Here is a 21,207-nt window from a genome sequence, read left to right as displayed (position 1 = left end):
TCTACTCCCTAGTCATAATTGATGTGTACCTTGGTATGCGCCGGTGCGCTGCGGTGGATCAGGCATTCCAGTGCCGAGCCCGGGTTCACGCCGAAGCGTTCGCCCCAGTAACTGGCGCCAAAACGTCGTCCCAGCAGCAATCGCCCACCGGTATTGAGCGTCCACATGAATTGCGCTTCCCAAGTGCCCCAGTGCGCCGCACCGAAACGCGAACGCCCCATGCGCGGGGCTTCCAGCTCGGTGATAGTGGCGTTTGGGTAACCCTGGCTTTTGGCGATTTCCAGGTAGTAGCCGACGGCCTGGCTGCCGACCGCGAGCAGGCGGCGACGTACCGCGAGGCGGCGGTCGTCGAACAAGGGGGCGGCGCCGAGGCATGGGTCGGGCAGGTTCATCACCCGCTCCCAGTCAGGCACAAGTTCGCTGACGCCGGCCGGGTCCATTTCGTTGAGCAGGTCGGCGGCGCGGGCGTCGAGGCGGGCCAGTTCCTGGGCGACGCCTTCGAGGACTTCTTCGAGTTCCGGCACCCGTTCAGGGTCCCAGGCCGGGCCGCTGGGCAGCAGGCTGCGCAGTTGGGCGTGGTATTGCGCGGCGGTTCTTATGCCCCCCATACGCAACCTCCGAAGGTCAGCAGCTCATTGCGCTCGGTTTCGACATCCGCGACAGGCGAGGTCAGTACGTGGTCGTTTTCGCCGCTGGTGCTGCTGATCGCTTCACGGATGTGACTGATCAACAACTTCTGGCCGAGGTCGGCCTCACGGTTATGCAGGTCTCGCAACTGCGCTTCGACGGCGGCGCGTATGGCGGTGGTGTCGGGGGTCAGCGTCAGGTGATAGACCACCGGCACCTGAACCGGCCGCTGCACATGCACCTCGGCGGTGACCGGGCGCAGAGGCTCGATGTAAGCCTGGACTTCGGCCAGTTGTTCGTCGTTCGGCACCGGTTGCGGGTCGTCGTCACGCATGATGAACAGGCTGACGGTACCCGGCCCCAACAAACCGCCACGGCACCAGACGCGGGTCACGCCGGGGCACTCCAGGGCCCAGGTTTCATAGTCCTGGGCCGAACCGCCGTGAGGGATGATGCGGTAGGAGCGGATCACCCGCGAACGCAGCGACTCCAGGCTTTCCCGCGCCACACCGCCGCTAAGCCCCGGCGCCAGCACGGTAAAGCTATTGCCGACGATACCCGCAATCGGTTGCACCGGAATCAGCGCCAGACCGGCCTCGGCATTGCCCAGGCTGCCGGCCTCGAGCGCGGCGATGGTGGTGCTGTTGAGGCCGTTGCTGGTGGTGCGCGCGGCGGTGACTTTGTAGGTGCGACCGTCGCTCGATTGCAGCAGGGTGTCGACATCCAGCACGGCACCGGCGCTGGCGCTGAAGCTGACGCTGCCGCTGGCCGCTTGTGCGGGTTTGCGCGGCTGGTTCAGACGCAGTGCGGCGATCCGTTCCAGGGTCGATTCATCGGCCTTGTCCGGGAGGATCTGCTCGGCGATCCAGTCCAGGTAGCCATACAGGCCATAGGCGGCGCCACCGAGGGTGCGGGCGAGCACTTGCGCATCGGACTGGCGCAGCGAATCGCTGGCCAGGTCGCTTTGGGTGCGCTTGATCAGCACCGGCAGCGAAGGGGTTTCAAACGGCATAGATCACCTGCCAACTGTTATCAGGGTTGATGTCCAGGCGCTCGCCGTCGGCCAGGGTCAGGACCGTGCGCAGGTTCAGGCGCTGGGCGTCGAGGCGTTCGCTGATGATGTCGATAGCGCTGCAATGGCCGTCGTCGATCAGCCATTGCAGGGCTTCGCGGGCATAAAATTCGGCGTCCATCTGGGTTTGTCGGGTCAGCTTGACCCGGCGCAGCAGCCACAGCCGCGAACCGATGCGGTCGTCGGCCACCGTAGGAAAGGTGTCACCCCACCAGCCGAAACGTTCTTCGTCGTCGAGGGCATCGTCATCGGCGGCGCGGCGCCAGGTAAACAGGCTGATCAGCACTGAACGGGTCAGCGCGGCATGCAGGTTTTGGCTGATAAACATCACTGCCCTCCTGCCGGTACGCCGGTCTGGCCATTGCCCGCTTGAACGCCGACATGCACGTGTTTGATCTGGCTGATGCCACCGGCAATCTGGTCGCCCTTGGAGACGATCTTGCCGGTCTGGGTCAGGGTCGGTGTGTCGATGTTCACGGCGCTGCTGGCGCGGATGTTCAGGGTGGCGGTTTCGATGTCGATGATCCGCCCGCGCTTGAAGTGAATTCTGTCGCCTTCGTCGGTGTAGATCGCCACTTCGCCAGCGGCCAGGGACTGGAGGCGATAGCGACGGTCGGCGACCACCAGCACGATGGCGTGGGAGCGATCACCGCCCAGAAAGGTGGCGATACCTTCGGCACCGGCCAGCGGATTGCTGGTGAAACCGTAGGGTTCGAAGTGCTCCATGTCGTCGTTCACTTCGCCAGCGGTGAGGCGCATTTGCAACGATTGAAGCTTGGTGGCCGAATTGGCGAGCACGACAGTGCCGCGCGCCAGGAGGCGTGTCAGTAGGCTCATGGGTTGTCCTCAAGAGTCGGCGAAACACAGACAAACCTGTGGGAGCGGGCTTGCCCGCGATGGCGGTATGTCAGGTAAAGGAGTGTTGCTGCGAACACCGCTTTCGCGGGCAAGCCCGCTCCCACAGGGTTCGGCGTTGTTCACAGCATTGGCATTCCAGATACCATTCAGGGTAAGTGTCGGGCTCAGGTTTTCTTCGGAGGCTCTGGATTGGCGTCAAAGGTATGCGGCGGTGCAACTTGCAAGGTGGTGACCGAACCTTGCGCCGACAGCGAGTAGGTCACCTTGGAGATCAGCATGTCGTCATCGAACCCCAGCACCGGATCCTTGACCCTGACCTGCGTGTTGTGACGCCACAAATCGCCGTTGGATTGCCGCCAGCCCTGCACCTGATAGGTGGTGGCTTTGGCCTTGCCCACGCGGGTGGCGCTTTCCCAATTGGCCCGTTGCAAGGCGAGATCGGGATTGATCTGCATGCCTTCGTTGATCACCGTGACCCGCCGACGCTTGTAGCTCAGGTCGGCGGACACCGATTCAACCTCGCTGACCGCTGCCCCGCTCTTCTTGTCCGTGCCCTTGTGCTGACCGATTACCCGGTATTCGGAGAACACCTGGCTGTAATCCATCGGCGCGTTGGCCGACAGAATATTTTTGCCCAACTCCAGCGCATCGCTGGCCCGGCCACCGCTGCCAGGCCGGGCCAGCACCAGCCGGCCCTGGGCATCATCGGTAGAAAACACCCGGAACAATGTCAGCAAGCGGTCGATGGATTGAAACACCGTTTCCCCCGGCACAATGGTGTGACTGCTGAGCCGGGCGGTCTCGGGAATTTCGCTGACCACAAAGACCTTGTAGGTGATCGCCAACGCTTCGACGATGCTCAACAGCGATTGCTCATGCCATTGATTCGGGCGATTGGTCGCGGCGCAATCCACCAGATCCTGGGTGCAGGAACTGCCTTCGATATTCAGGCTGATCTGCCGCCCGTCATAACTGATCGGGGCCTTGAACACATACCCGGTCAGCACCAGATCCTGGCCGATGCGCACTTCACAGGCGTCACCGGGCTGGATCCGTTTGTCCACGGTCTGCCCCGGCCATTGCCAGGTGATGTTGAGTTTAAAAGTGCGGAACTGGCGCTCCAGATCCGCCGTGATTTCCACGCTTTTCCAGCCACCGTATTCCAGGCCGCCGACGGTCAGGGTGACCCGGTTATCCATGTCGTTCATGGTTCACTTCCCGGAAACTTTCACATCATTCGGCGGCAGGAACAACGGATGGGCAACACCGTTGCGCTGAGTCACCTCCGTAACCCGCGTGGCATCGGCAAATTGCCGATAGGCCACAACGACGGCAGGCAAGCTCTCCTGAAAGGATTTACTGACCAGCCGCACGCCGGACGACGCCACGGCTTTTAGGTGCGCATTCAATTTCTGCTTCAGGTCATTGATGGCTTGATAGTGCGCGGGGCTGGCCTTGTTCAGTGCCAGTTGGATCGCTTCGTTCAACTCCTTTTGCAACAACTGCAAATCGTCGGTGACCGGCACTTCCTGACGGCTGACCGGCTGCAGTGTCTGATGATCCAGCGACGGCTGCGAGGTCAGTTTCACCGGTGTCGACGCAACAGGCATCGAAGCGACCCATTGCGCCACTTTCACCAGCAGCGTGTCCTGCACCAGATCGGCCATGGCTTGCGCCGCCGCCGTGGTGTCCTTGCCGGTGGTGAGCTTCGGTGCATCGGCTTTGCGGATGGCTTCGAGCTGCTGGGAAACGTTGGCAATCACGCCACGATAGCCCTGCTTCGCGAAGTCCTTGAGCGATTTGATGTCGCCGAGCAATCCCTTGAATTCCGCCGCCACTTCCTTGGGCAATTCCTTGACTGCTTTGACCAGCTCGCTGATTTGCCGGTACTCCTCGATCAACGGTTTGAGCTGTTCCTGGATCACTTCATAGACCCCGGTCAGGCTGTTGCGCAGATTGGCGATGCCGATCCGCGCGGCCTTGATCAGGGTCATGGCCTGTTCGAAACGCGCCACCGCCGAGCCCAGCAGCGTGTCCGCCGATGACAACAGCATTTTTTGCGTGCTGACCGTGGCCGTCGGAAATTGCAGCGGTTGATCGGGGTAGAACTTCAGGGCAAAGGTCACCAGCCCGCCGTCCTGACGGGTCTGGGTCATGTCGCATTCACCGACCTTGACTTGCATCCGCCCCAACCACGGGTGGACCAGTTCACCACTGCCCTGCTCCAACGCCTTGAGCAGTTTGTCGCGCTGCTCCAGGCAATCGGCGCCGACAATGAATGCCGTCAGATCGTGGATCTTCGACTGCTGCCCAAGGCCCTCGAAATACGGCTGATCGCGTTGTGGATACTCGTGCAACTGGCCCTTGTGGCCGACCGGGGTTTTCGCCTGATCGACCCAAAAACCGACACCGCGAAAGGATGCCGGCAACAAACGGTCACGCCAGTTCATTGGAACCTCCCAGAGACAACGAGCGATAGCCGATGCGCGAATTGAGCGACAGCCCCGGTTGATTGGTTTGCGATTGATCGGTGCGCAGCCCGGCCGGTGCGTTTTCGAAGCGCACGGTCAGGCCGCCTTCGAGTTGCGTGCGGTTGTTGGCGGCGGTTTGCTGGATCAGGGTGCTGGAGTTTTGTGTCAGGGAACCGGGCTGCATCGGCGACTTGATCGGCAAACTGCCGGGAGCCGTCAGCGCGCTCGAGGCTGGCTCGGAAGCATCACCAAAGAACGCCGCTGCTGGCGCGAACTCACCCTTGCCTTCGGCATTGGTTTTCTTTTGCACCTCGGTGAAGCCTTCGACCTTGCCGGTAATTTTGGCGATAAAGCCACCAAAGCTACCGCCCAGCATCTCCTGGATCGGCGCCAGAATGGCCCGGAGCTTTTCCGCTTTTTCACTGAAAAACTGAACCACAGATGCCCATGTTTCGCTCAGTGCGTCCAAGGGCGACCAAGTGAACAGGCCACCGAGGTAGGAAAAGAATTCCTGCGCCCCAAGCTTGATTGACTCCCAGTAGCCCGAGAAGATGGCAGGCACCTGATCCCATGCAGCGGCAATCGCGTCCAGCGGCACCCAGTCGAACAGGCTGCGCAGTTTCTCCTTCACCGGCACGGTCAGTGCCATGAGCAGATCCCAGATGGCCGAAAACAAACCGACAACGGCCCCCCAGTTGTTCAGGATCATTCCGTAGGGAGTCCAGGCAAACCACGCCTTGAGGAAATCGAATCCCGCACTCACGACTGCTTTTACTCGATCAAAAATATCCGAGAAAACTCCGCTGATTGGCGCCCAATAACTGACAACCTTTTGCCAGAGCCCAGCGAAAAACGTCGAAATCGGCTCCCAGTTGGCAATGATCAAACCGGCCGCCACGGCAATGCCCATGGCAATCAGCATGATCGGATTGGTCTTGAGCACCATGTTCATCAGATCGAATACTTGCGTCGCGCCGGTCACGGCCGTTTGCATCGCCGAGAACGCAATGGCACCTGCCGCCAGCCCTTCAACCAGTTTCGGGTTGTCATCGAGCAGGCTGCCAAACCCAACCAACAAAGGTTGAAGACCTGCCGCTACCGTAGCGACGGCAGGCTGCAAGGCCGTGTTGGCCGCGATCGACACCTGCTCCATCGATCGACTGAACACATTCATGTTTTGTGTAGCGCTTGCCGGCGCCTTCGGCAAATCAACGCCTTCGGCCGATTCGCTGACCTCGGTCAATTTGCCTTTGAACGCGTCGGACGCCTTGATCGCATCCATGAACGGCGTGATAACGCTACCGCCCTTGAACAAACCGCTGATGTCCAGTTTGCCGAGGCCGGTCTGCTCCAGGTTTTTCTTGAAGCTCTCGACTTTTGCCCGCAGGGCGCCGAGTTTGGGTGACAGTTCGTCGATGCCCGTGAGCAGCACCGACGTTTTCTCTTTCGTTTCTGTGTTCGCCATCACTGCACCTGCTGCATCGCATTGATCCGTTGCGCGTGCTCCAGCGATTCGCGGAGCACATCCAGTGGCCTGGCCATCATCTGTTCGGGGTCAACCTTCCAGAACCAGGCCAGGTCATAGGCGACTGCGATCAGGTCGGTGATGGCTCCGACGCCGCACTCATGAAAAAACTCGCGACGGCCCAACTCAGCGCGTTGAGGTCAGCCAGATCCAGCTGGTTGACCGACGACGGCGGGATGCCGGCGCACACGGCGATGTATTTGGCCGCGACGTCCATGTCGAGGCTGACCTCTTCGCTTTTGTCGATCTTGTACGGCAGCGCCTTGATCGCCCGAACTTCCTGCACCGTTGGGCGGCGCAGGTTGAGTTCGGTCAAGGGCTCGCCGTGGGCTTCGATCGCAACGTGAAGCTTCACGGCGTTGCTCATTGCCAGGTCCCCTTGATGCCTTCGAATTTCAGTTCGATGGTGGCGTCGTCGCCTTTGGATACCGGTTCTTCCACCAGGTAAGCGCCGGCCAGTACGTAGACTTTGCCGTTGCTGAATTCGCAGGTGACGGTCATATCTACGCCGGCGATCAGTTGCTTGAGCGGGAAGTCCGCGGTGTGCAGCGCCGTCACTTTGAACGACGGCGCGATGTCGGTTTCCTTGTAGAAGCCCGGCACGACGGTTTCCCGTTTAACGGCCATCAATGGAGCTTCGCAGCCGCCATTGATGGTCAATTGAGCGCCGTCCACTTTGACGTAGCAGGTGCCCGCAATCAGTTGACCCATGGTGTTTCTCCCTTCAAATAAAAAGCCCACGCGAGGTGGGCTGAAATCACACAGTCAAAGGCAGCGATCAGGCTGCGTCGTCGTACTGCAGACGGAACTGGTTGAGCAGCGCGAACACGCGCAGGCCGTTGATGTAATCCGGCGGGAACAGCACGTTGACCCGGCTCGGGTCCTGAACATCGCGCTCGACGATCAGGTGTTCGGCGAACAGTTCGGCGTTTTCCACGTGGCCTTCCAGTTCGAGCTTGGCGTACTGGGCGATCAGCTCACCGCGAATGGTGCTTGGGGTGACGATGGGCTGGCCGGCGCCGAAACGGGTGCCGTCGGAGGCCAGTTTGTGGCGACCGTATTTGCTGGTGATTACGCTTTGCAGACGACGCACGATGAACGCCGACTGGTGCATGGTTTCGCTGTCCAGGTAGGAATTGTCTGCCTGGCCGTAGGCGTTCTTCTGATAGGTGGTGATCGACCGCTGAATGCGCACGTAGCCGCCTTCGTAGTACGCGGTGGCGATGCCGTAGTTAAGCAGCGACTGACGCTCGGTCAGGGTGAAACGCTCGCTCGCTGGTGCCGGGTCGAGACCTGGCAGGCTGCCGCTTTGGGTCGGACGGCTGGCGTCGGCAGAGATGAACACCGAGGTGCGTGCAGCCAGTGCAGCGGCCTGCATCCAGAACGGTTGCGGTACGCCCGGTTCCAGCGCCTGGAGGGTCATGTGCTGGTCGTTACGCGCCTGACCGGCCGCCACCAGAGTACCGATGGTGCCGCGCTTGGCGCTGTAGACGTGACCGAACAATTGCTTGGCCCAGGACCACCGACCGGTGCTGTCATCCATGACGGCTTGCCAGGTGTTGAGGGTCGACAGATCCGACCACGGCATGCAGATGAACTCGAACGGTTCATCGCCCAGTGCCGCCACGGCGGCCACTTGATCCGGCACACCGGCACCGCCGGTCATGGCGGTGATGGCTGCGGTCAGGCCGGCCGGGGTTTCTTCGCCGTTGCTCTTGCCCAGGCGATTGAATTGCAGACTGATGTCGTTGCCGCTGTCGCCCGTCCATTTGGCGCTCAGGGTGACCACACCGTCGACCGCTGCAGCGCTGACCGGCAGATCGGCAGAGGCATTGATTTTCAGCGCCAGGGCTGTGGCCGCTTGCGCCGCAGTGGCACCGTTGACGATGGCCGCCTGAACGCGAACGCCGCCGACGTACAGGTTGAGCACACCGCTTTGAGTCGCCGCACCGGTCAGGGTCAGCACACCTTTGGCAATGCTGCCTTCAGTGTTGTGCAGCGGCAGGCACCAGATCTCGCCGATCGGGTCGGTCTTGCGCCAGGTTTCGTACATCGAGGCGAGCATCGAGCCTTGGCCGCCAATGCTTTTGGCCAGCGCCACGCTGGACACCAACACCAGTTTGCCGACGTCGGCCGGCGCGATGTTGTCGTTGACCTGAGCAACGATCAGGCGGCGCATGGCCGACGACGCGCTATTGGCGGCCGAGTTGTCCATTTCGGCGTAGAACAGCGGAACACGAATGTCCGCGGGGATGTTGCTGAATCCGATCGCCATTATTTGGCTCCCTGTGGTTTCGCCGCTTTCACGGCTTTGGTAGTGATATCGCCATCGGCCAGACGTCGACGCCACCAGGCGTTGTCCGGCACTTCACGGCCCTCGAGGGGCAACAGATCGCCCGCTTCCGGATCCGGCACGACACGGCCCGGGGCCGGCAGCACGGTGATGCGTTTGCTCATGGGGTTACGTCTCCAGAGAAAGTCAGTTCCAGGCGCCCGTCGGGGCCTGGGCGTTGCAGATTGGGGTCCGCCGGATCGATCGCATCGACCCGCACGGTGACCCCGGTAAAGGACGACAAGCCGTCCAGTTCACGCTCGTGCCAACTCTCCGCCGGCTGACCCGGCAAATTGCGACCGAGCTGGAATTCGGCAAAAAAGCGCAGGCGATACAGCACGCGGCTGCTGTTGATGGAAACCAGTTCGCCACCGTCGTACTCGATGGCCTCGTAGTCGCTGCCGGGCTTGAAACCCACCAGTGCGCGCCAGAGTTCGGCGCGTAGGTCATGCAACAGATCCAGCGCTTTTGTAGCGTCCGTGGTGTCGAGTACCAGCGTCACTTCGAAGCGGTCGCGGATCGGTTGCAGCATCAGGTTTTGCGCGAGGCTTTTGCTTGCCAGATCGGCGATCGGCACCACATAGGCGCAAGGTGTTTGCAGCGAGGTATTGGCTTGCAGCGTGGCGAGGTCGATGCCGGCGGCCACTCGATTGGCCAGGGTTGGGCATTGCTCACGCAGCTGCGTGATCAGAGCTGTGATCTTCATGATTCTTCACCGGGCAATAAAAAACCCGCGGCGGCGGGTTTGAGTGAACGGTACTGGCCGTGGGAAACCCGCATCCTTGCGGGTCAGTGCGCTATGCACTGTGGATGACGCTCCTTGAGATTAAGGGCTCAATGATCCTGAGACGTATCACGCGGTGGAACTTCACAAACGCCAATCCGCTTGGCCGCCCAACGCTCGTAAAGCCCAATGGCCACGTCCGCCCCGGCCATTGCCGTCAGGCAGCCAAACGCACCCGCGGCCCAGATCGACACGCCGGCGGCGTACAGCAGCATGATGGCCGAGACCCCGCAGATCATGCAGGCCCCGGAGCGCAGCGCCAGGCGCCGCAGCAGCGACCAGCCACGGGCGCCCTCCTTGTCGGCGCGCCACATTTCGCCGGACACCCCGCCCACCAGGGCGAGGACGATGACCAGCCAGATCGGCATGTCCAGCAACGCTTGTTGCTCGTTTGTCATGTCACGCCTCCTGGGGGTGATTGATGAGTGATTGGGTGGTGTGTTTCGGATGCAGTCTTGGTGATCAGCAGTCGCCGCTCAAGCGCAGAGAAACGACTGCCAGCACTGTTGATGTCAGGGGTTTTAAAGAGGCTCAACAATCACATTGTCGATAAAGGCAAAGTTGGCGTACGGGTTCTGCTCGTTGGAGAAGGCCAGGGTCGTTTGAGCCGTGGTGGCGGTGAAGTCGTAAGTAATGGTGCTCCACTCGACTGTTGTACCGTCAGCGGACGGGGTGTTGAAGGTGACGGTTTGCCCAGCCACTTTCACCTGGATGACACCGTCGCCGGAGCGACCGGCGTAGCGCGAATTACCCGCGCTGAAGGTCAATCGGTACTGGGCGCCGACCGTGGTGGCAAAGTTCTGCTGAATGCCGCCGCCGTTGCCATAAACGTAGTTGGCCAGGTCGACAATCACAACGCCATCCGCGGCGACAGAACCGCCGATCGAGGCGGGCATATTGAAGTACTCGGCACCGGACAGAAACGTCGTCCAACCCGTGATGAAGTTGGCTTGCTCCGTGGTATCCAATATGCAACTACCGCTGCAGCCTGGCTGTTCAAAGCTGCCGTTGACCAAAAGGTTGGCGGCAACAGCGTTGCCCCCAGCGCCGAGCAGAGCAGCGGACAGCAACAGCGGGGCAACGTATTTCTTGAAACTATTCATGGTTCACCTATTGAGTTAACTGAGTTGATTGCGCTGCTGATGCAACGCTCATGTCGCTCACAGGCGATCGCTCGAGGCTCGTGGCCTTCACATGATTCAGCGTCCCGCATCGGGAACATTTGATCTGGAGCTCGGTGTATTCACCCATTCGGGCGAGAAGTCTTTTGCAATATCCACATCTGCAATCTTTCAACATCTGCAATGCCTTTTGATTTCTGCCGGATCCTTCCTGTTGCTCTGGCGATGCCGAGACGAGGCTTGATGTGCCTGATGAGCCAGGCATTCCAAAAAGCCCGGTCGCCCAGGCTTTTCAGTAATGCACTTGTGCGATCTTTCGGCGCTACTGGCGCGGTACGGATCCATTCAAATTGTTTTTCCGACCGCGGTCCCTGCCCGCCGGATAACTGCTTCTGGTGCTTTACGCTGCACACCCGGGTCAGTTGCCAACCCTCTGAACCGTTGAGGCCGGTTCATCGCTGCCTTTGTGGTGGAACTAAAGAACTTCGTTTCGAGCCGCTTTGTTGAGCTGCTTGAGACAAAGAATATGCATGGATGCATATACAGTCAATGCATAAATGCATTTATTTATGCATATGAAATGCACGAACGCATTGAAGCCCCACAGACAAAGGCGTTGGCGGTTTTTGGCAGGCGAAAAAAAACCCGCCGGACAGCGGGTTTTATCTGACAGCGGTGAGGTTAACGGGCGTACATGCCCCACCAGAAGACGTGACCGAGGATGACAATTTGCTCCTCCTGGATTTCCTGGAAGCTGTAGTCCTCGTCCGGATGCTCATCGCGATTGAAGCTGCGCAGGCGAATCCCTGTCGGCAGGCGATATAGCTGTTTCACCCGCAACTGGCCGTTGTGATTGATGGCGTACAGGTCGCCGTCGACGATGTCGCCAATCCCGCATTTACCGGCATTCACCCCGACCGTGGCGCCATCGCGCAGCACCGGCAACATGCTGTTGCCGCGCACGGTGACGCATTTAGCCTGGTCGAACTGCACACCGTTGTGGCGCAAGCTGCGTTTGCCGAAGCGCAGGCTAGAGCGCTCGCTTTCTTCGATGACGAATCTTCCTGATCCAGCAGCCAATTCAACCTCGCGAAGAAAGGGGACCGACACCTCGTCGTCATCGACTGGCGTATCGTCGTCCCACAGGCTTATGTCCTTGAGTTCCGAATGCGACTCATCGCGCCCAGCGCTGGCGGCGTGTGCGACATCCACACGGCCACGCAACTGATCGGTGCTCACGGCGAAGTATTCGGCAATCTTCGAAATATGTTTATCCGAAGGATCGACAATCTTCCCGCTGAGGATCCGCGAGAGAGTGGATTGAGGCACGCCGGTGCGACGGTGAAGCTCCGTGGGGGAGATCCCGTGCTGATCGAGCAGCGCTCTTAAGACGGTAGAAACATTGCGTTTTTGCATAACGCGCATAGTGCTTGATCTTTTTTCGGAAGACAAATGCTGATTTGCATAGATCGTGCATAGCCAGCAGAAATGTGCCGTGGAGCTTTCATGCCTGCGTAGGTCGGACTGCCCATGTTAACCTTGCGCCCATCGCGGAAAAGCCGGGCCGATGCCCCTCCTTTGCCCTACACCTTTCAACGAGTTTTCCTGAATTTCCGATGAATAAAGCCCTCTCCGATCTGTCTTCCCACACCCCAATGATGCAGCAGTACTGGCGCCTGAAGAACCAGCACCCTGACCAGCTGATGTTCTATCGCATGGGCGACTTCTACGAGATCTTCTATGAAGACGCGAAGAAGGCCGCCAAGTTGCTGGACATCACCCTGACGGCTCGTGGGCAATCGGCGGGTCAGGCGATTCCGATGTGTGGGATTCCTTACCACGCCGCGGAAGGTTACCTGGCGAAACTGGTAAAGCTCGGCGAGTCGGTGGTGATTTGTGAGCAGGTCGGCGACCCGGCCACCAGCAAAGGCCCGGTGGATCGTCAGGTGGTGCGGATCATCACCCCCGGCACGGTCAGCGATGAAGCGCTGCTGGATGAGCGTCGGGACAACCTGATCGCAGCGGTGCTGGGCGACGAGCGTCTGTTCGGTCTGGCCGTGCTGGACATCACCAGCGGCAACTTCACTGTGCTGGAGATCAAAGGCTGGGAAAACCTGCTGGCGGAACTGGAGCGGGTCAATCCGGTAGAGCTGATGATCCCGGATGACTGGCCGAAAGACCTGCCGGCGGAAAAGCGCCGTGGGGTTCGTCGCCGTGCACCGTGGGATTTCGAGCGCGACTCGGCGTTGAAAAGTCTTTGCCAGCAGTTTTCCACCCAGGACCTGAAAGGTTTCGGCTGCGAGAACCTGACCCTGGCGATCGGCGCTGCCGGTTGCCTGCTCAGCTACGCCAAGGAAACCCAGCGCACCGCCCTACCGCACTTGCGCAGCCTGCGTCATGAGCGCCTGGACGACACTGTGGTGCTGGATGGCGCGAGCCGTCGCAACCTGGAACTGGATACCAACCTGGCCGGCGGTCGTGACAACACCTTGCAATCGGTGGTCGACCGCTGCCAGACCGCCATGGGCAGCCGCTTGCTGACTCGCTGGCTGAACCGTCCGCTGCGGGATTTGACCGTATTGCTGGCGCGCCAGACTTCGATTACCTGCCTGCTCGATGGTTACCGCTTCGAGAAACTGCAACCGCAGCTCAAGGAAATCGGTGACATCGAGCGGATTCTGGCGCGGATCGGCCTGCGCAATGCCCGTCCTCGTGACTTGGCGCGTCTGCGCGATGCCCTCGGTGCACTGCCAGAGTTGCAGGTAGCGATGGCCGAGCTTGAAGCTCCGCACATCATTCAACTGGCCACCACCACCAGCACCTATCCGGAACTGGCGGCGCTGCTGGAAAAAGCCATTATCGACAACCCGCCCGCAGTCATCCGTGACGGTGGCGTGTTGAAAACCGGTTACGACTCCGAGTTGGACGATCTGCAATCGCTCAGCGAAAACGCCGGGCAGTTCCTGATCGACCTCGAGGCCCGCGAGAAGGCCCGCACCGGCCTGGCCAACCTCAAGGTCGGCTACAACCGCATTCACGGTTACTTCATTGAACTGCCGAGCAAGCAGGCCGAATCGGCACCGGCGGACTACATACGTCGCCAGACCCTCAAAGGCGCCGAGCGCTTCATCACCCCGGAATTGAAAGAGTTCGAAGACAAGGCGCTGTCAGCCAAGAGCCGCGCCCTGGCCCGGGAGAAGATGCTCTACGAAGCGCTGCTCGAAGATTTGATCAGCCAACTGCCACCGTTGCAGGACACCGCCGCAGCCCTGGCCGAGCTGGACGTGCTGAGCAACCTCGCCGAGCGTGCACTGAATCTGGACCTGAACTGCCCGCGTTTCGTCAGCGAACCGTGCATGCGCATCACCCAGGGTCGTCACCCGGTGGTCGAGCAAGTTCTCACCACGCCGTTCGTGGCCAACGACCTGAGCCTTGACGACAATACCCGCATGCTGGTGATCACCGGTCCGAACATGGGCGGTAAATCCACCTACATGCGTCAGACCGCATTGATCGTACTGCTGGCGCATATCGGCAGTTTCGTGCCGGCGGCCAGTTGCGAATTGTCCTTGGTAGACCGAATCTTCACCCGGATCGGTTCCAGCGATGACCTGGCGGGTGGACGATCGACCTTCATGGTCGAAATGAGCGAAACCGCGAACATCCTGCACAACGCAACCGAACGCAGCCTGGTGCTGATGGACGAAGTCGGTCGCGGCACCAGCACCTTCGACGGTCTGTCCCTGGCCTGGGCCGCGGCAGAACGCTTGGCGCACCTGCGGGCCTACACACTGTTCGCTACCCACTATTTCGAGCTGACAGTGCTGCCGGAAGCCCAGCCGCTGGTGGCCAACGTGCACCTCAATGCCACTGAGCACAACGAACGCATCGTGTTCCTGCACCACGTGTTGCCCGGGCCTGCCAGCCAGAGCTATGGCCTGGCGGTTGCGCAGTTGGCCGGTGTGCCGAGCGAAGTGATCGTGCGTGCTCGCGAGCATCTGAGCCGACTGGAATCCACAGCCCTGCCTCATGAAGTTCCAAAGCCAGCGAAGGGCAAACCGGTCACGCCGCAGCAGAGCGACATGTTCGCCAGCCTGCCGCACCCGGTGCTGGATGAACTGGCCAAACTTGATCTGGATGACATGACACCGCGTCGTGCGCTCGAAATGCTCTATACATTAAAGACACGGATCTAACGCACTTGCCTGCAAGCTGTTAGAATCTCGCGCGGTTTGGGATGCTGCAGGCTAATAGCCTGGCCTGCAGACTATCGCTCCCGAACCTGGCGACCCCGTCCTGAAGGGGCTCCGCTGCCGCCGCCTGAGGAGAGAATTAGAAATGACCTTCGTCGTCACCGACAACTGCATCAAGTGCAAGTACACCGACTGCGTAGAAGTCTGTCCGGTGGACTGCTTTTACGAAGGCCCGAACTTCCTGGTGATTCACCCGGATGAGTGCATCGACTGCGCACTGTGCGAACCCGAATGCCCTGCCGTGGCCATCTTCTCCGAAGATGAAGTTCCGGAAGATATGCAGGAATTCATTCAGCTGAACGTTGAGCTGGCTGAAATCTGGCCGAACATTACCGAGAAGAAAGAATCGTTGCCTGATGCCGAAGAGTGGGATGGCGTCAAAGGCAAGATCAAAGACCTCGAACGCTGATCAAACCGCGTTCCCGAAAAGGCCCCTTGTGGGCCTTTTTGCTTTTCTGCAGGCAAAAAAAGGGGCGGTATGACCCGCCCACATTTTTTCCCTATTCCTTGTGTTCCTTTTCATCGTCCTGATGAACCGCTTCCTGCGATGTCCCTTCCCCTCTTCCTTGAAGGGCGTGTCTATCCGTCGACACAGTTCAGATACTAGAGAATTCCCCACCAAGAGCAATCGACCCTTGTCGTTGAAATCGCCTGTCACATGCCGTTAATCTAAAAAAATACTCATATAAATCAATAATATAAATAAACATCACAGGTTAAATAGACAACTGCCAGGGTGTAAAAATAACGAACACTTACGAAAGAGTAAGCAAAGACTTACAACACGAGACTACAAACCTGAGGTGGTGCAAAAAACAACGCACTTCTCATATTTCCGGCAACAAAAAACCCCAAACCAGTTGGGGCTTTTTGTACCGGTTGAACGAGTTGCTTATTGGAACAGCGACTCGCTCGACAGGCCATTTTTCTCGAGAATCTCCCGAAGACGCTTGAGGCCTTCAACCTGAATTTGCCTGACCCGCTCCCGGGTCAAGCCGATTTCCAGGCCTACGTCTTCAAGTGTGCTGCTCTCGTGACCTCGCAAGCCGAAGCGGCGTACGACCACCTCGCGTTGCTTGTCGGTCAGCTCCGAGAGCCACTGATCGATGCTCTGTGACAGGTCGTCGTCCTGCAACAGTTCGCATGGATCGGTCGGGCGGTCGTCGGTAAGGGTGTCCAGCAGGGTTTTATCCGAATCAGGACCCAGCGAGACGTCGACCGAAGAAACCCGCTCGTTCAGGCCGAGCATGCGCTTGACCTCGCCTACCGGTTTCTCCAGCAGGTTGGCGATTTCTTCGGGTGAGGGTTCGTGATCGAGCTTTTGAGTCAGCTCTCGTGCAGCCCGCAAGTACACGTTGAGCTCTTTGACCACATGGATCGGCAACCGGATGGTCCGGGTCTGATTCATGATCGCGCGCTCGATGGTCTGACGAATCCACCAAGTGGCGTAAGTCGAAAAGCGGAAGCCACGTTCTGGATCGAACTTTTCCACTGCCCGGATCAAGCCGAGGTTGCCCTCTTCGATCAGGTCCAGCAGCGACAGCCCACGATTGACGTAACGTCGGGCGATTTTCACCACCAGCCGCAGGTTGCTTTCAATCATGCGTTTGCGCCCGGCCGGATCGCCACTTTGCGACAAGCGCGCAAAATGAACTTCTTCTTCCGGGGAGAGCAATGGGGAAAAGCCGATTTCGTTGAGGTACAGCTGCGTGGCATCGAGTGCCCGCGTGTAATCGATGTACTTGTGTTGCTTAAGCGAAGCGGAGTGTTTGGATTTGGCACGAACGGAAGGTGGTGCATCCCCTTCATCATTCGACATCGAATCCGTGGCGATGCCGGTCTCCATCAGGAGAACCTCATCGTCGATGTCAAACTCCGGCACTTCTTTACTGAGAGCCATTGTTATAGTCCTTTGGTGAGTTCGACCTCAAGCTCAAGCGGCGCCTTTATCCCTGGCAACGCTGGAGCCTGTTCCCTCTACGTGACGGAACAGGCTGGCTAACAAATCAACGACGTGGCAGGAATTGCAGCGGATCTACAGGTTTACCTTGTCGGCGAATCTCAAAATGCAGTTTCACCCGGTCTGTACCCGTTGACCCCATTTCGGCAATTGTCTGTCCGACTTTGACCTGCTGCCCCTCCCGAACCAACAGCCTGCGGTTATGTCCGTAGGCACTGACGTAGGTATCGCTGTGTTTGATGATGACTAATTCGCCGTAGCCCCTTAAGCCACTCCCGGCGTATACCACCGTCCCATCAGACGCAGCTAAAACAGGCTGTCCCAAATCTCCGGCGATATCAATTCCTTTATTCAAACTACCGTTTGAAGAGAATTTACCAATCAGAATGCCATTAGAAGGCCACCCCCAGCCTGTCGGGGCCGGACCGGCAGGAGGCAATGGAGCGAGTGCCGGCTTGTTGGCGACGGACGGTGCAAGCACTGTTGTACTGGTCGTCGCGCCATTTGCCTGGCGCCGAATGACGGTGGTTTTACTCGACGACGAAGGTGAGGAACTGGACGAACTCACTACCGCCGTCGGCGTTGAACCGCTACGACCGTCGAAGCGAATTGTCTGACCCGGATGGATCGTGTAAGGCGTAGGAATGTTGTTCCGAGCCGCGAGGGCTTTGTAGTCCCAACCATAGCGAAAGGCGATGGAGAACAAGGTGTCCTTGGGTCGGACAACGTACTGGCCGGTGGTCACGGCCGGACGCTGGGCGACCGCGTTGTTACGATCGACGACGTTCGCACTACCTGATTTGGTGCTGGAACATCCGACCAGCAAGGTACTCAAGACAAGGCCAGTCACCAGACGCTGAAAACTCGTTATACCCATTCGCTGCGCAATGACTGTGAGACTCACCCGCCGCTCCCTTTGTGGTGGCTGAAAATATGGATTGCCGTGCTCCGGCACGAAATGTCGCAAGTATAACGGGCCGAACAGGCTTTACCTTTAATGAAGCGGATTCGCTTTGCGCATACGTTTGCTGTTTGACGATGAATTGCGTTTAACTCATTGATGCCGCTGTAAGACCCGGGCAATCGAAGAGAATTCAGCGCGCGGAAACAAATGCTCAGGCCAACGGCCCATTGAGCAATGGCACAAAACGCACCGCCCCTAGAACACGCCTGGAAAAGCCCTGCTCTTCACGGATGATCAACATCAATTGTTGAACTTCACCGGAGCCGACCGGAATCACCAATCGCCCACCCGGTGCCAACTGATCGAGCAATGCCTGAGGCACGTCGGTGGCCACGGCGGTGACAATGATGCCGTTGTATGGCGCCAGTGCCGGCCAGCCTTCCCAGCCATCGCCCCAGCGAAATACCACGTTGCGTAGATTCAGTTCCACCAGGCGCTCCTTGGCCCGGTCTTGCAGCACCTTGATGCGCTCCACGGAAAAAACCCGCTCGACCAATTGCGACAACACGGCCGTCTGGTAACCCGAACCGGTACCGATTTCCATGACCTTGTCCAACGGACCGGCTTCCAGCAGCAGCTCGCTCATGCGCGCCACCATATAAGGCTGGGAGATTGTCTGGTTATGCCCGATCGGCAGCGCAGTATCTTCATAGGCTCGATGGGCCAGCGCCTCATCGACGAACAGATGACGAGGTGTACGGCGGATGACTTCCAGCACCTTGGCGTTGGATATTCCCTCTTCATAGAGGCGCTGAATCAGACGCTCACGGGTTCGTTGGGAGGTCATCCCTATACCGCGATGCAGAATATGGTCTTGTTCACGAGCCATTAACGCAGACCCTCCAGCCAGCCATCGAGACTTTTGAAGGCATCATTAAAGGTGCGATCCAGTTGCAGTGGCGTGATTGAAACGTAGCCTTGCATCACCGCGTGGAAATCGGTGCCCGGGCCGCCATCTTCAGCGTCGCCCGCTGCGGCGATCCAATAACCGGGTTTACCGCGCGGGTCGACCACTTTCATCGGTGCCGCAGCGCGGGCGCGATGGCCGAGACGGGTCAACTGGATACCGCGGATGTGCTCCAGCGGCAAGTTGGGAATGTTCACGTTCAGTACCGTGCGCGGTGGCAGATCAAGGTCCGCGTGAGCCTCTACCAGTTTGCGCGCAAAATAGGCAGCTGTGGGAAGGTTCTCTACTTGCCGTGAGACGAATGAAAAGGCAAACGAAGGACGCCCAAGGAAACGCCCCTCAAGGGCCGCCGCCACAGTGCCGGAATACAGCACGTCGTCCCCCAGGTTGGCACCCAGATTGATGCCGGAAACCACCATGTCCGGCTCGAGTTCCAGCAAGCCGTTAAGCCCCAGGTGCACGCAGTCGGTGGGTGTGCCGTTGAGGCTGATAAAGCCGTTGGCCAGGGTTTGCGGGTGCAATGGACGGTCGAGCGTCAGCGAGCTGCTGGCGCCACTTTTGTCCTGGTCCGGGGCGATAACCACGCATTCGGTGTAATCCGCCAGCGCAGCATAAAGCGCGGCGAGACCGGGTGCGGTTACCCCATCGTCGTTAGAAATCAGAATACGCATGGGCTGTCCGTCTGCCCCACCGGCACCAGATCGACGAGTTCACGCACCAATACGGTGGCGAAGCATCCGGCCGGCAGGACGAATTCCAGTTGCAGAATGTCAGGCTCGGGATAATGCCACGTCAACCCACCAATGGGCAGCCGCAGGATGCGACGTTCGTGGCTCATTCCGGCGTTAATCAACCAATCGCGCAGATCCGCTTCGCGTGCAGCGATTGCCTGCTCCAATTCATGGACAGCGCCTGACGCCGGCGAGTCACCTTCGCCCCACTGCGGGCCGGTCGGATGCAGGTCCAGAATCGCCAAGCGCGGGTCGCTGCATTCGGCAACACCTGCTGGAAAAAAACTGCGGCTGTCGGTGAACGCCAGCAGATCGCCCACCTGAGCGCGCTGCCAAGTGCCATCGGCGACACGCGCCGCCAACACTTGATTGAACAGAAAACTGCGGGCGGTGGAGAGCAGCCGCGAGCGCACGTTGCGTTGTTCTGGCAGAGCCTTACGCGCCGCCCAGGCACGGGCGTCGATCACGTTGCCGCCATCAAAGCCGAACCGCTGGGTGCCAAAATAATTGGGAATACCTTGCTTGGCGATCAGTTGCAGACGCTCTTCGATCGCCGCCTTGTCACCGGCGAACTGGGTCAAGCGCAAGGTGAAGCCGTTGGCCGAATGGGCACCGCGTTGCAGTTTGCGTTTATGCCGACCGGTCTTGAGGATTTTCAGCGTGTCGTTTTCCGCCGCCGACAGATCAGGATCGGCCTTGCCCGGCAGTTGCACGCTGAACCACTGGCGAGTCAGCGCCTGACGGTCCTTGAGGCCGGCATAGCTGACGGTGCGCAACGGCACACCCGCCGCCTTGGCGATGCGCCGTGCCGCTTCTTCGGTATTCAGACCGCGCTTTTCCACCCAGATCCACAGGTGTTCGCCGTCGCCGCTCAGGGGAATATCAAGGACTTCGTCGACCTGGAAATCTTCCGCCGTGGCTTTCAGTACCGCGCTGCCGAGGGTTTGACCATAGGCCCGAGGGCCGAGCAATTGCAGTTCGTTCATGCGCGCAGCAACAGGGCAACGGAGTGCACGGCAATGCCTTCTTCGCGACCGACAAAGCCAAGCTTTTCGGTGGTGGTAGCTTTCACGTTCACTTGATCCAACTCAATTTGAAGATCCGCGGCAATCAGCGCGCGCATCGATTCGATATGCGGGGCCATTTTCGGGGCCTGGGCAACGATGGTGTTATCGACGTTGCCGACTTTCCAGCCTTTGGCGTGGATCAGTGCGACGACGTGACGCAACAGCACACGGCTGTCGGCGCCCTTGAATTGCGGGTCGGTGTCCGGGAAGTGCTTGCCGATATCACCCAGCGCGGCAGCACCGAGCAACGCGTCGCTCAAGGCGTGCAGCAGGACATCACCGTCGGAATGGGCGAGCAGCCCGAAGCTGTGTGCAATCCGCACGCCGCCCAGTGTGATGAAATCGCCTTCAGCGAAACGGTGCACATCGTAGCCGTGGCCAATACGCATAAAAAAACGCCCCGATTATTGTCAGGGCGTGATTCTACCTGCTTTGTCAGATATTAGGGTCTGTTGACGTTTGGTGGCGAGCCGCGTTGCAGTGCCAAGTTGTGCGAGGCAAGGCGCGGGATGCAGCCAATGGTTGTTCCCTTGGC

Annotated in this window: 24 protein-coding genes; 2 read left to right on the top strand and 22 right to left on the bottom strand. The window is 59.4% G+C overall.

Translation table 11 applies throughout. The features are described 5' to 3' along the window. Positions 1-8: 8 nt before the first annotated feature. From ACZ3HH_RS12825 to ACZ3HH_RS12750, 16 genes are all read right to left on the bottom strand, one after another. Positions 9-608, bottom strand: a complete 600-nt coding sequence (locus ACZ3HH_RS12825) for a YmfQ family protein (protein ID WP_465805052.1) — start codon at positions 606-608, stop codon at positions 9-11. Further along, a complete protein-coding gene (locus ACZ3HH_RS12820) occupies positions 596-1,639 on the bottom strand; it encodes a baseplate J/gp47 family protein (RefSeq protein WP_465805051.1) in 1,044 nt (347 codons plus the stop codon). Before ACZ3HH_RS12820 ends, ACZ3HH_RS12825 begins: the two co-directional genes overlap by 13 nt. Further along, a complete protein-coding gene (locus ACZ3HH_RS12815; RefSeq protein ID WP_038979177.1) occupies positions 1,629-2,027 on the bottom strand; it encodes a phage GP46 family protein in 399 nt (132 codons plus the stop codon). The genes ACZ3HH_RS12820 and ACZ3HH_RS12815 overlap by 11 nt, the downstream gene beginning before the upstream one ends. Beyond that, positions 2,027-2,536: a phage baseplate assembly protein V gene (locus tag ACZ3HH_RS12810; protein ID WP_465805049.1), complete on the bottom strand. Its 510-nt coding sequence runs from the start codon at positions 2,534-2,536 to the stop codon at positions 2,027-2,029. The genes ACZ3HH_RS12815 and ACZ3HH_RS12810 overlap by 1 nt, the downstream gene beginning before the upstream one ends. A gap of 185 nt (positions 2,537-2,721) precedes the next feature. Then, entirely contained in the window at positions 2,722-3,765 is a 1,044-nt protein-coding gene (locus tag ACZ3HH_RS12805; protein WP_465805047.1) for a phage baseplate assembly protein, read from the bottom strand. Between the two features lie 3 nt (positions 3,766-3,768). Then, on the bottom strand, positions 3,769-5,007 hold the full coding sequence (locus ACZ3HH_RS12800) for a DNA circularization protein (RefSeq protein ID WP_465805045.1): 1,239 nt from the start codon (positions 5,005-5,007) through the stop codon (positions 3,769-3,771). After that, positions 4,994-6,493, bottom strand: a complete 1,500-nt coding sequence (locus ACZ3HH_RS12795; protein ID WP_465805043.1) for a phage tail protein — start codon at positions 6,491-6,493, stop codon at positions 4,994-4,996. Before ACZ3HH_RS12795 ends, ACZ3HH_RS12800 begins: the two co-directional genes overlap by 14 nt. Positions 6,494-6,623: 130 nt before the next feature. Next, entirely contained in the window at positions 6,624-6,920 is a 297-nt protein-coding gene (locus ACZ3HH_RS12790; RefSeq protein WP_038979172.1) for a phage tail assembly protein, read from the bottom strand. Further along, positions 6,917-7,264 carry a phage tail tube protein gene (locus ACZ3HH_RS12785; RefSeq protein WP_465805042.1) on the bottom strand — a complete coding sequence of 116 codons (348 nt, stop codon included), beginning with the start codon at positions 7,262-7,264 and terminating at the stop codon, positions 6,917-6,919. Before ACZ3HH_RS12785 ends, ACZ3HH_RS12790 begins: the two co-directional genes overlap by 4 nt. 67 nt (positions 7,265-7,331) lie before the next feature. After that, a complete protein-coding gene (locus ACZ3HH_RS12780; protein ID WP_465805040.1) occupies positions 7,332-8,828 on the bottom strand; it encodes a phage tail sheath subtilisin-like domain-containing protein in 1,497 nt (498 codons plus the stop codon). Beyond that, positions 8,828-9,010, bottom strand: a complete 183-nt coding sequence (locus ACZ3HH_RS12775) for a DUF2635 domain-containing protein (protein ID WP_007907211.1) — start codon at positions 9,008-9,010, stop codon at positions 8,828-8,830. The genes ACZ3HH_RS12780 and ACZ3HH_RS12775 overlap by 1 nt, the downstream gene beginning before the upstream one ends. Continuing rightward, the gene (locus ACZ3HH_RS12770; protein WP_465805037.1) at positions 9,007-9,591 is read right to left on the bottom strand and encodes a phage tail terminator protein; all 585 of its coding nucleotides are present in this window, start codon (positions 9,589-9,591) and stop codon (positions 9,007-9,009) included. The genes ACZ3HH_RS12775 and ACZ3HH_RS12770 overlap by 4 nt, the downstream gene beginning before the upstream one ends. Positions 9,592-9,719: 128 nt before the next feature. Next, positions 9,720-10,067 carry a phage holin family protein gene (locus ACZ3HH_RS12765; protein ID WP_038979169.1) on the bottom strand — a complete coding sequence of 116 codons (348 nt, stop codon included), beginning with the start codon at positions 10,065-10,067 and terminating at the stop codon, positions 9,720-9,722. Positions 10,068-10,190: 123 nt separating this feature from the next. Beyond that, positions 10,191-10,772, bottom strand: a complete 582-nt coding sequence (locus ACZ3HH_RS12760) for a DUF642 domain-containing protein (RefSeq protein ID WP_465805035.1) — start codon at positions 10,770-10,772, stop codon at positions 10,191-10,193. 7 nt (positions 10,773-10,779) lie between these two features. Beyond that, positions 10,780-10,968 (bottom strand): Com family DNA-binding transcriptional regulator, encoded by a 189-nt coding sequence (locus ACZ3HH_RS12755; protein WP_465805354.1) that lies wholly within the window; start codon positions 10,966-10,968, stop codon positions 10,780-10,782. Between the two features lie 503 nt (positions 10,969-11,471). Then, complete coding sequence (locus ACZ3HH_RS12750) at positions 11,472-12,206, bottom strand: LexA family transcriptional regulator (protein WP_460148330.1); 735 nt, start codon at positions 12,204-12,206, stop codon at positions 11,472-11,474. Between the two features lie 200 nt (positions 12,207-12,406). Between ACZ3HH_RS12750 and mutS the strand changes: the two genes are divergently transcribed. Then, positions 12,407-14,986 (top strand): DNA mismatch repair protein MutS, encoded by a 2,580-nt coding sequence (mutS, locus tag ACZ3HH_RS12745; RefSeq protein ID WP_465805033.1) that lies wholly within the window; start codon positions 12,407-12,409, stop codon positions 14,984-14,986. A 142-nt stretch (positions 14,987-15,128) separates the two neighbouring features. After that, positions 15,129-15,452 (top strand): ferredoxin FdxA, encoded by a 324-nt coding sequence (gene fdxA / locus ACZ3HH_RS12740; RefSeq protein ID WP_003222178.1) that lies wholly within the window; start codon positions 15,129-15,131, stop codon positions 15,450-15,452. Between the two features lie 483 nt (positions 15,453-15,935). On the opposite strand, the gene rpoS is transcribed toward fdxA, so the two are convergent. The 6 genes from rpoS to ispF form a co-directional block, all read right to left on the bottom strand. Then, the gene (gene rpoS / locus ACZ3HH_RS12735; protein WP_007907200.1) at positions 15,936-16,943 is read right to left on the bottom strand and encodes an RNA polymerase sigma factor RpoS; all 1,008 of its coding nucleotides are present in this window, start codon (positions 16,941-16,943) and stop codon (positions 15,936-15,938) included. Positions 16,944-17,049: 106 nt separating this feature from the next. Further along, entirely contained in the window at positions 17,050-17,907 is an 858-nt protein-coding gene (locus ACZ3HH_RS12730; RefSeq protein WP_465805029.1) for a peptidoglycan DD-metalloendopeptidase family protein, read from the bottom strand. 211 nt (positions 17,908-18,118) lie between these two features. After that, positions 18,119-18,754, bottom strand: a complete 636-nt coding sequence (locus tag ACZ3HH_RS12725; RefSeq protein WP_177318845.1) for a protein-L-isoaspartate(D-aspartate) O-methyltransferase — start codon at positions 18,752-18,754, stop codon at positions 18,119-18,121. Between the two features lie 41 nt (positions 18,755-18,795). Then, the gene (gene surE, locus ACZ3HH_RS12720) at positions 18,796-19,545 is read right to left on the bottom strand and encodes a 5'/3'-nucleotidase SurE (RefSeq protein WP_465805027.1); all 750 of its coding nucleotides are present in this window, start codon (positions 19,543-19,545) and stop codon (positions 18,796-18,798) included. Next, positions 19,533-20,591 (bottom strand): tRNA pseudouridine(13) synthase TruD, encoded by a 1,059-nt coding sequence (truD, locus tag ACZ3HH_RS12715; protein ID WP_465805025.1) that lies wholly within the window; start codon positions 20,589-20,591, stop codon positions 19,533-19,535. Before truD ends, surE begins: the two co-directional genes overlap by 13 nt. Continuing rightward, the gene (gene ispF / locus ACZ3HH_RS12710) at positions 20,588-21,061 is read right to left on the bottom strand and encodes a 2-C-methyl-D-erythritol 2,4-cyclodiphosphate synthase (RefSeq protein ID WP_465805023.1); all 474 of its coding nucleotides are present in this window, start codon (positions 21,059-21,061) and stop codon (positions 20,588-20,590) included. Before ispF ends, truD begins: the two co-directional genes overlap by 4 nt. Between the last annotated feature and the right edge of the window lie 146 nt (positions 21,062-21,207).

This window comes from Pseudomonas sp. PME37.24/025 (assembly GCF_055556615.1).
The sequence above is the reverse complement of the archived record's forward strand: the minus strand, read 5'-3'. Positions and strand labels throughout refer to the sequence as shown.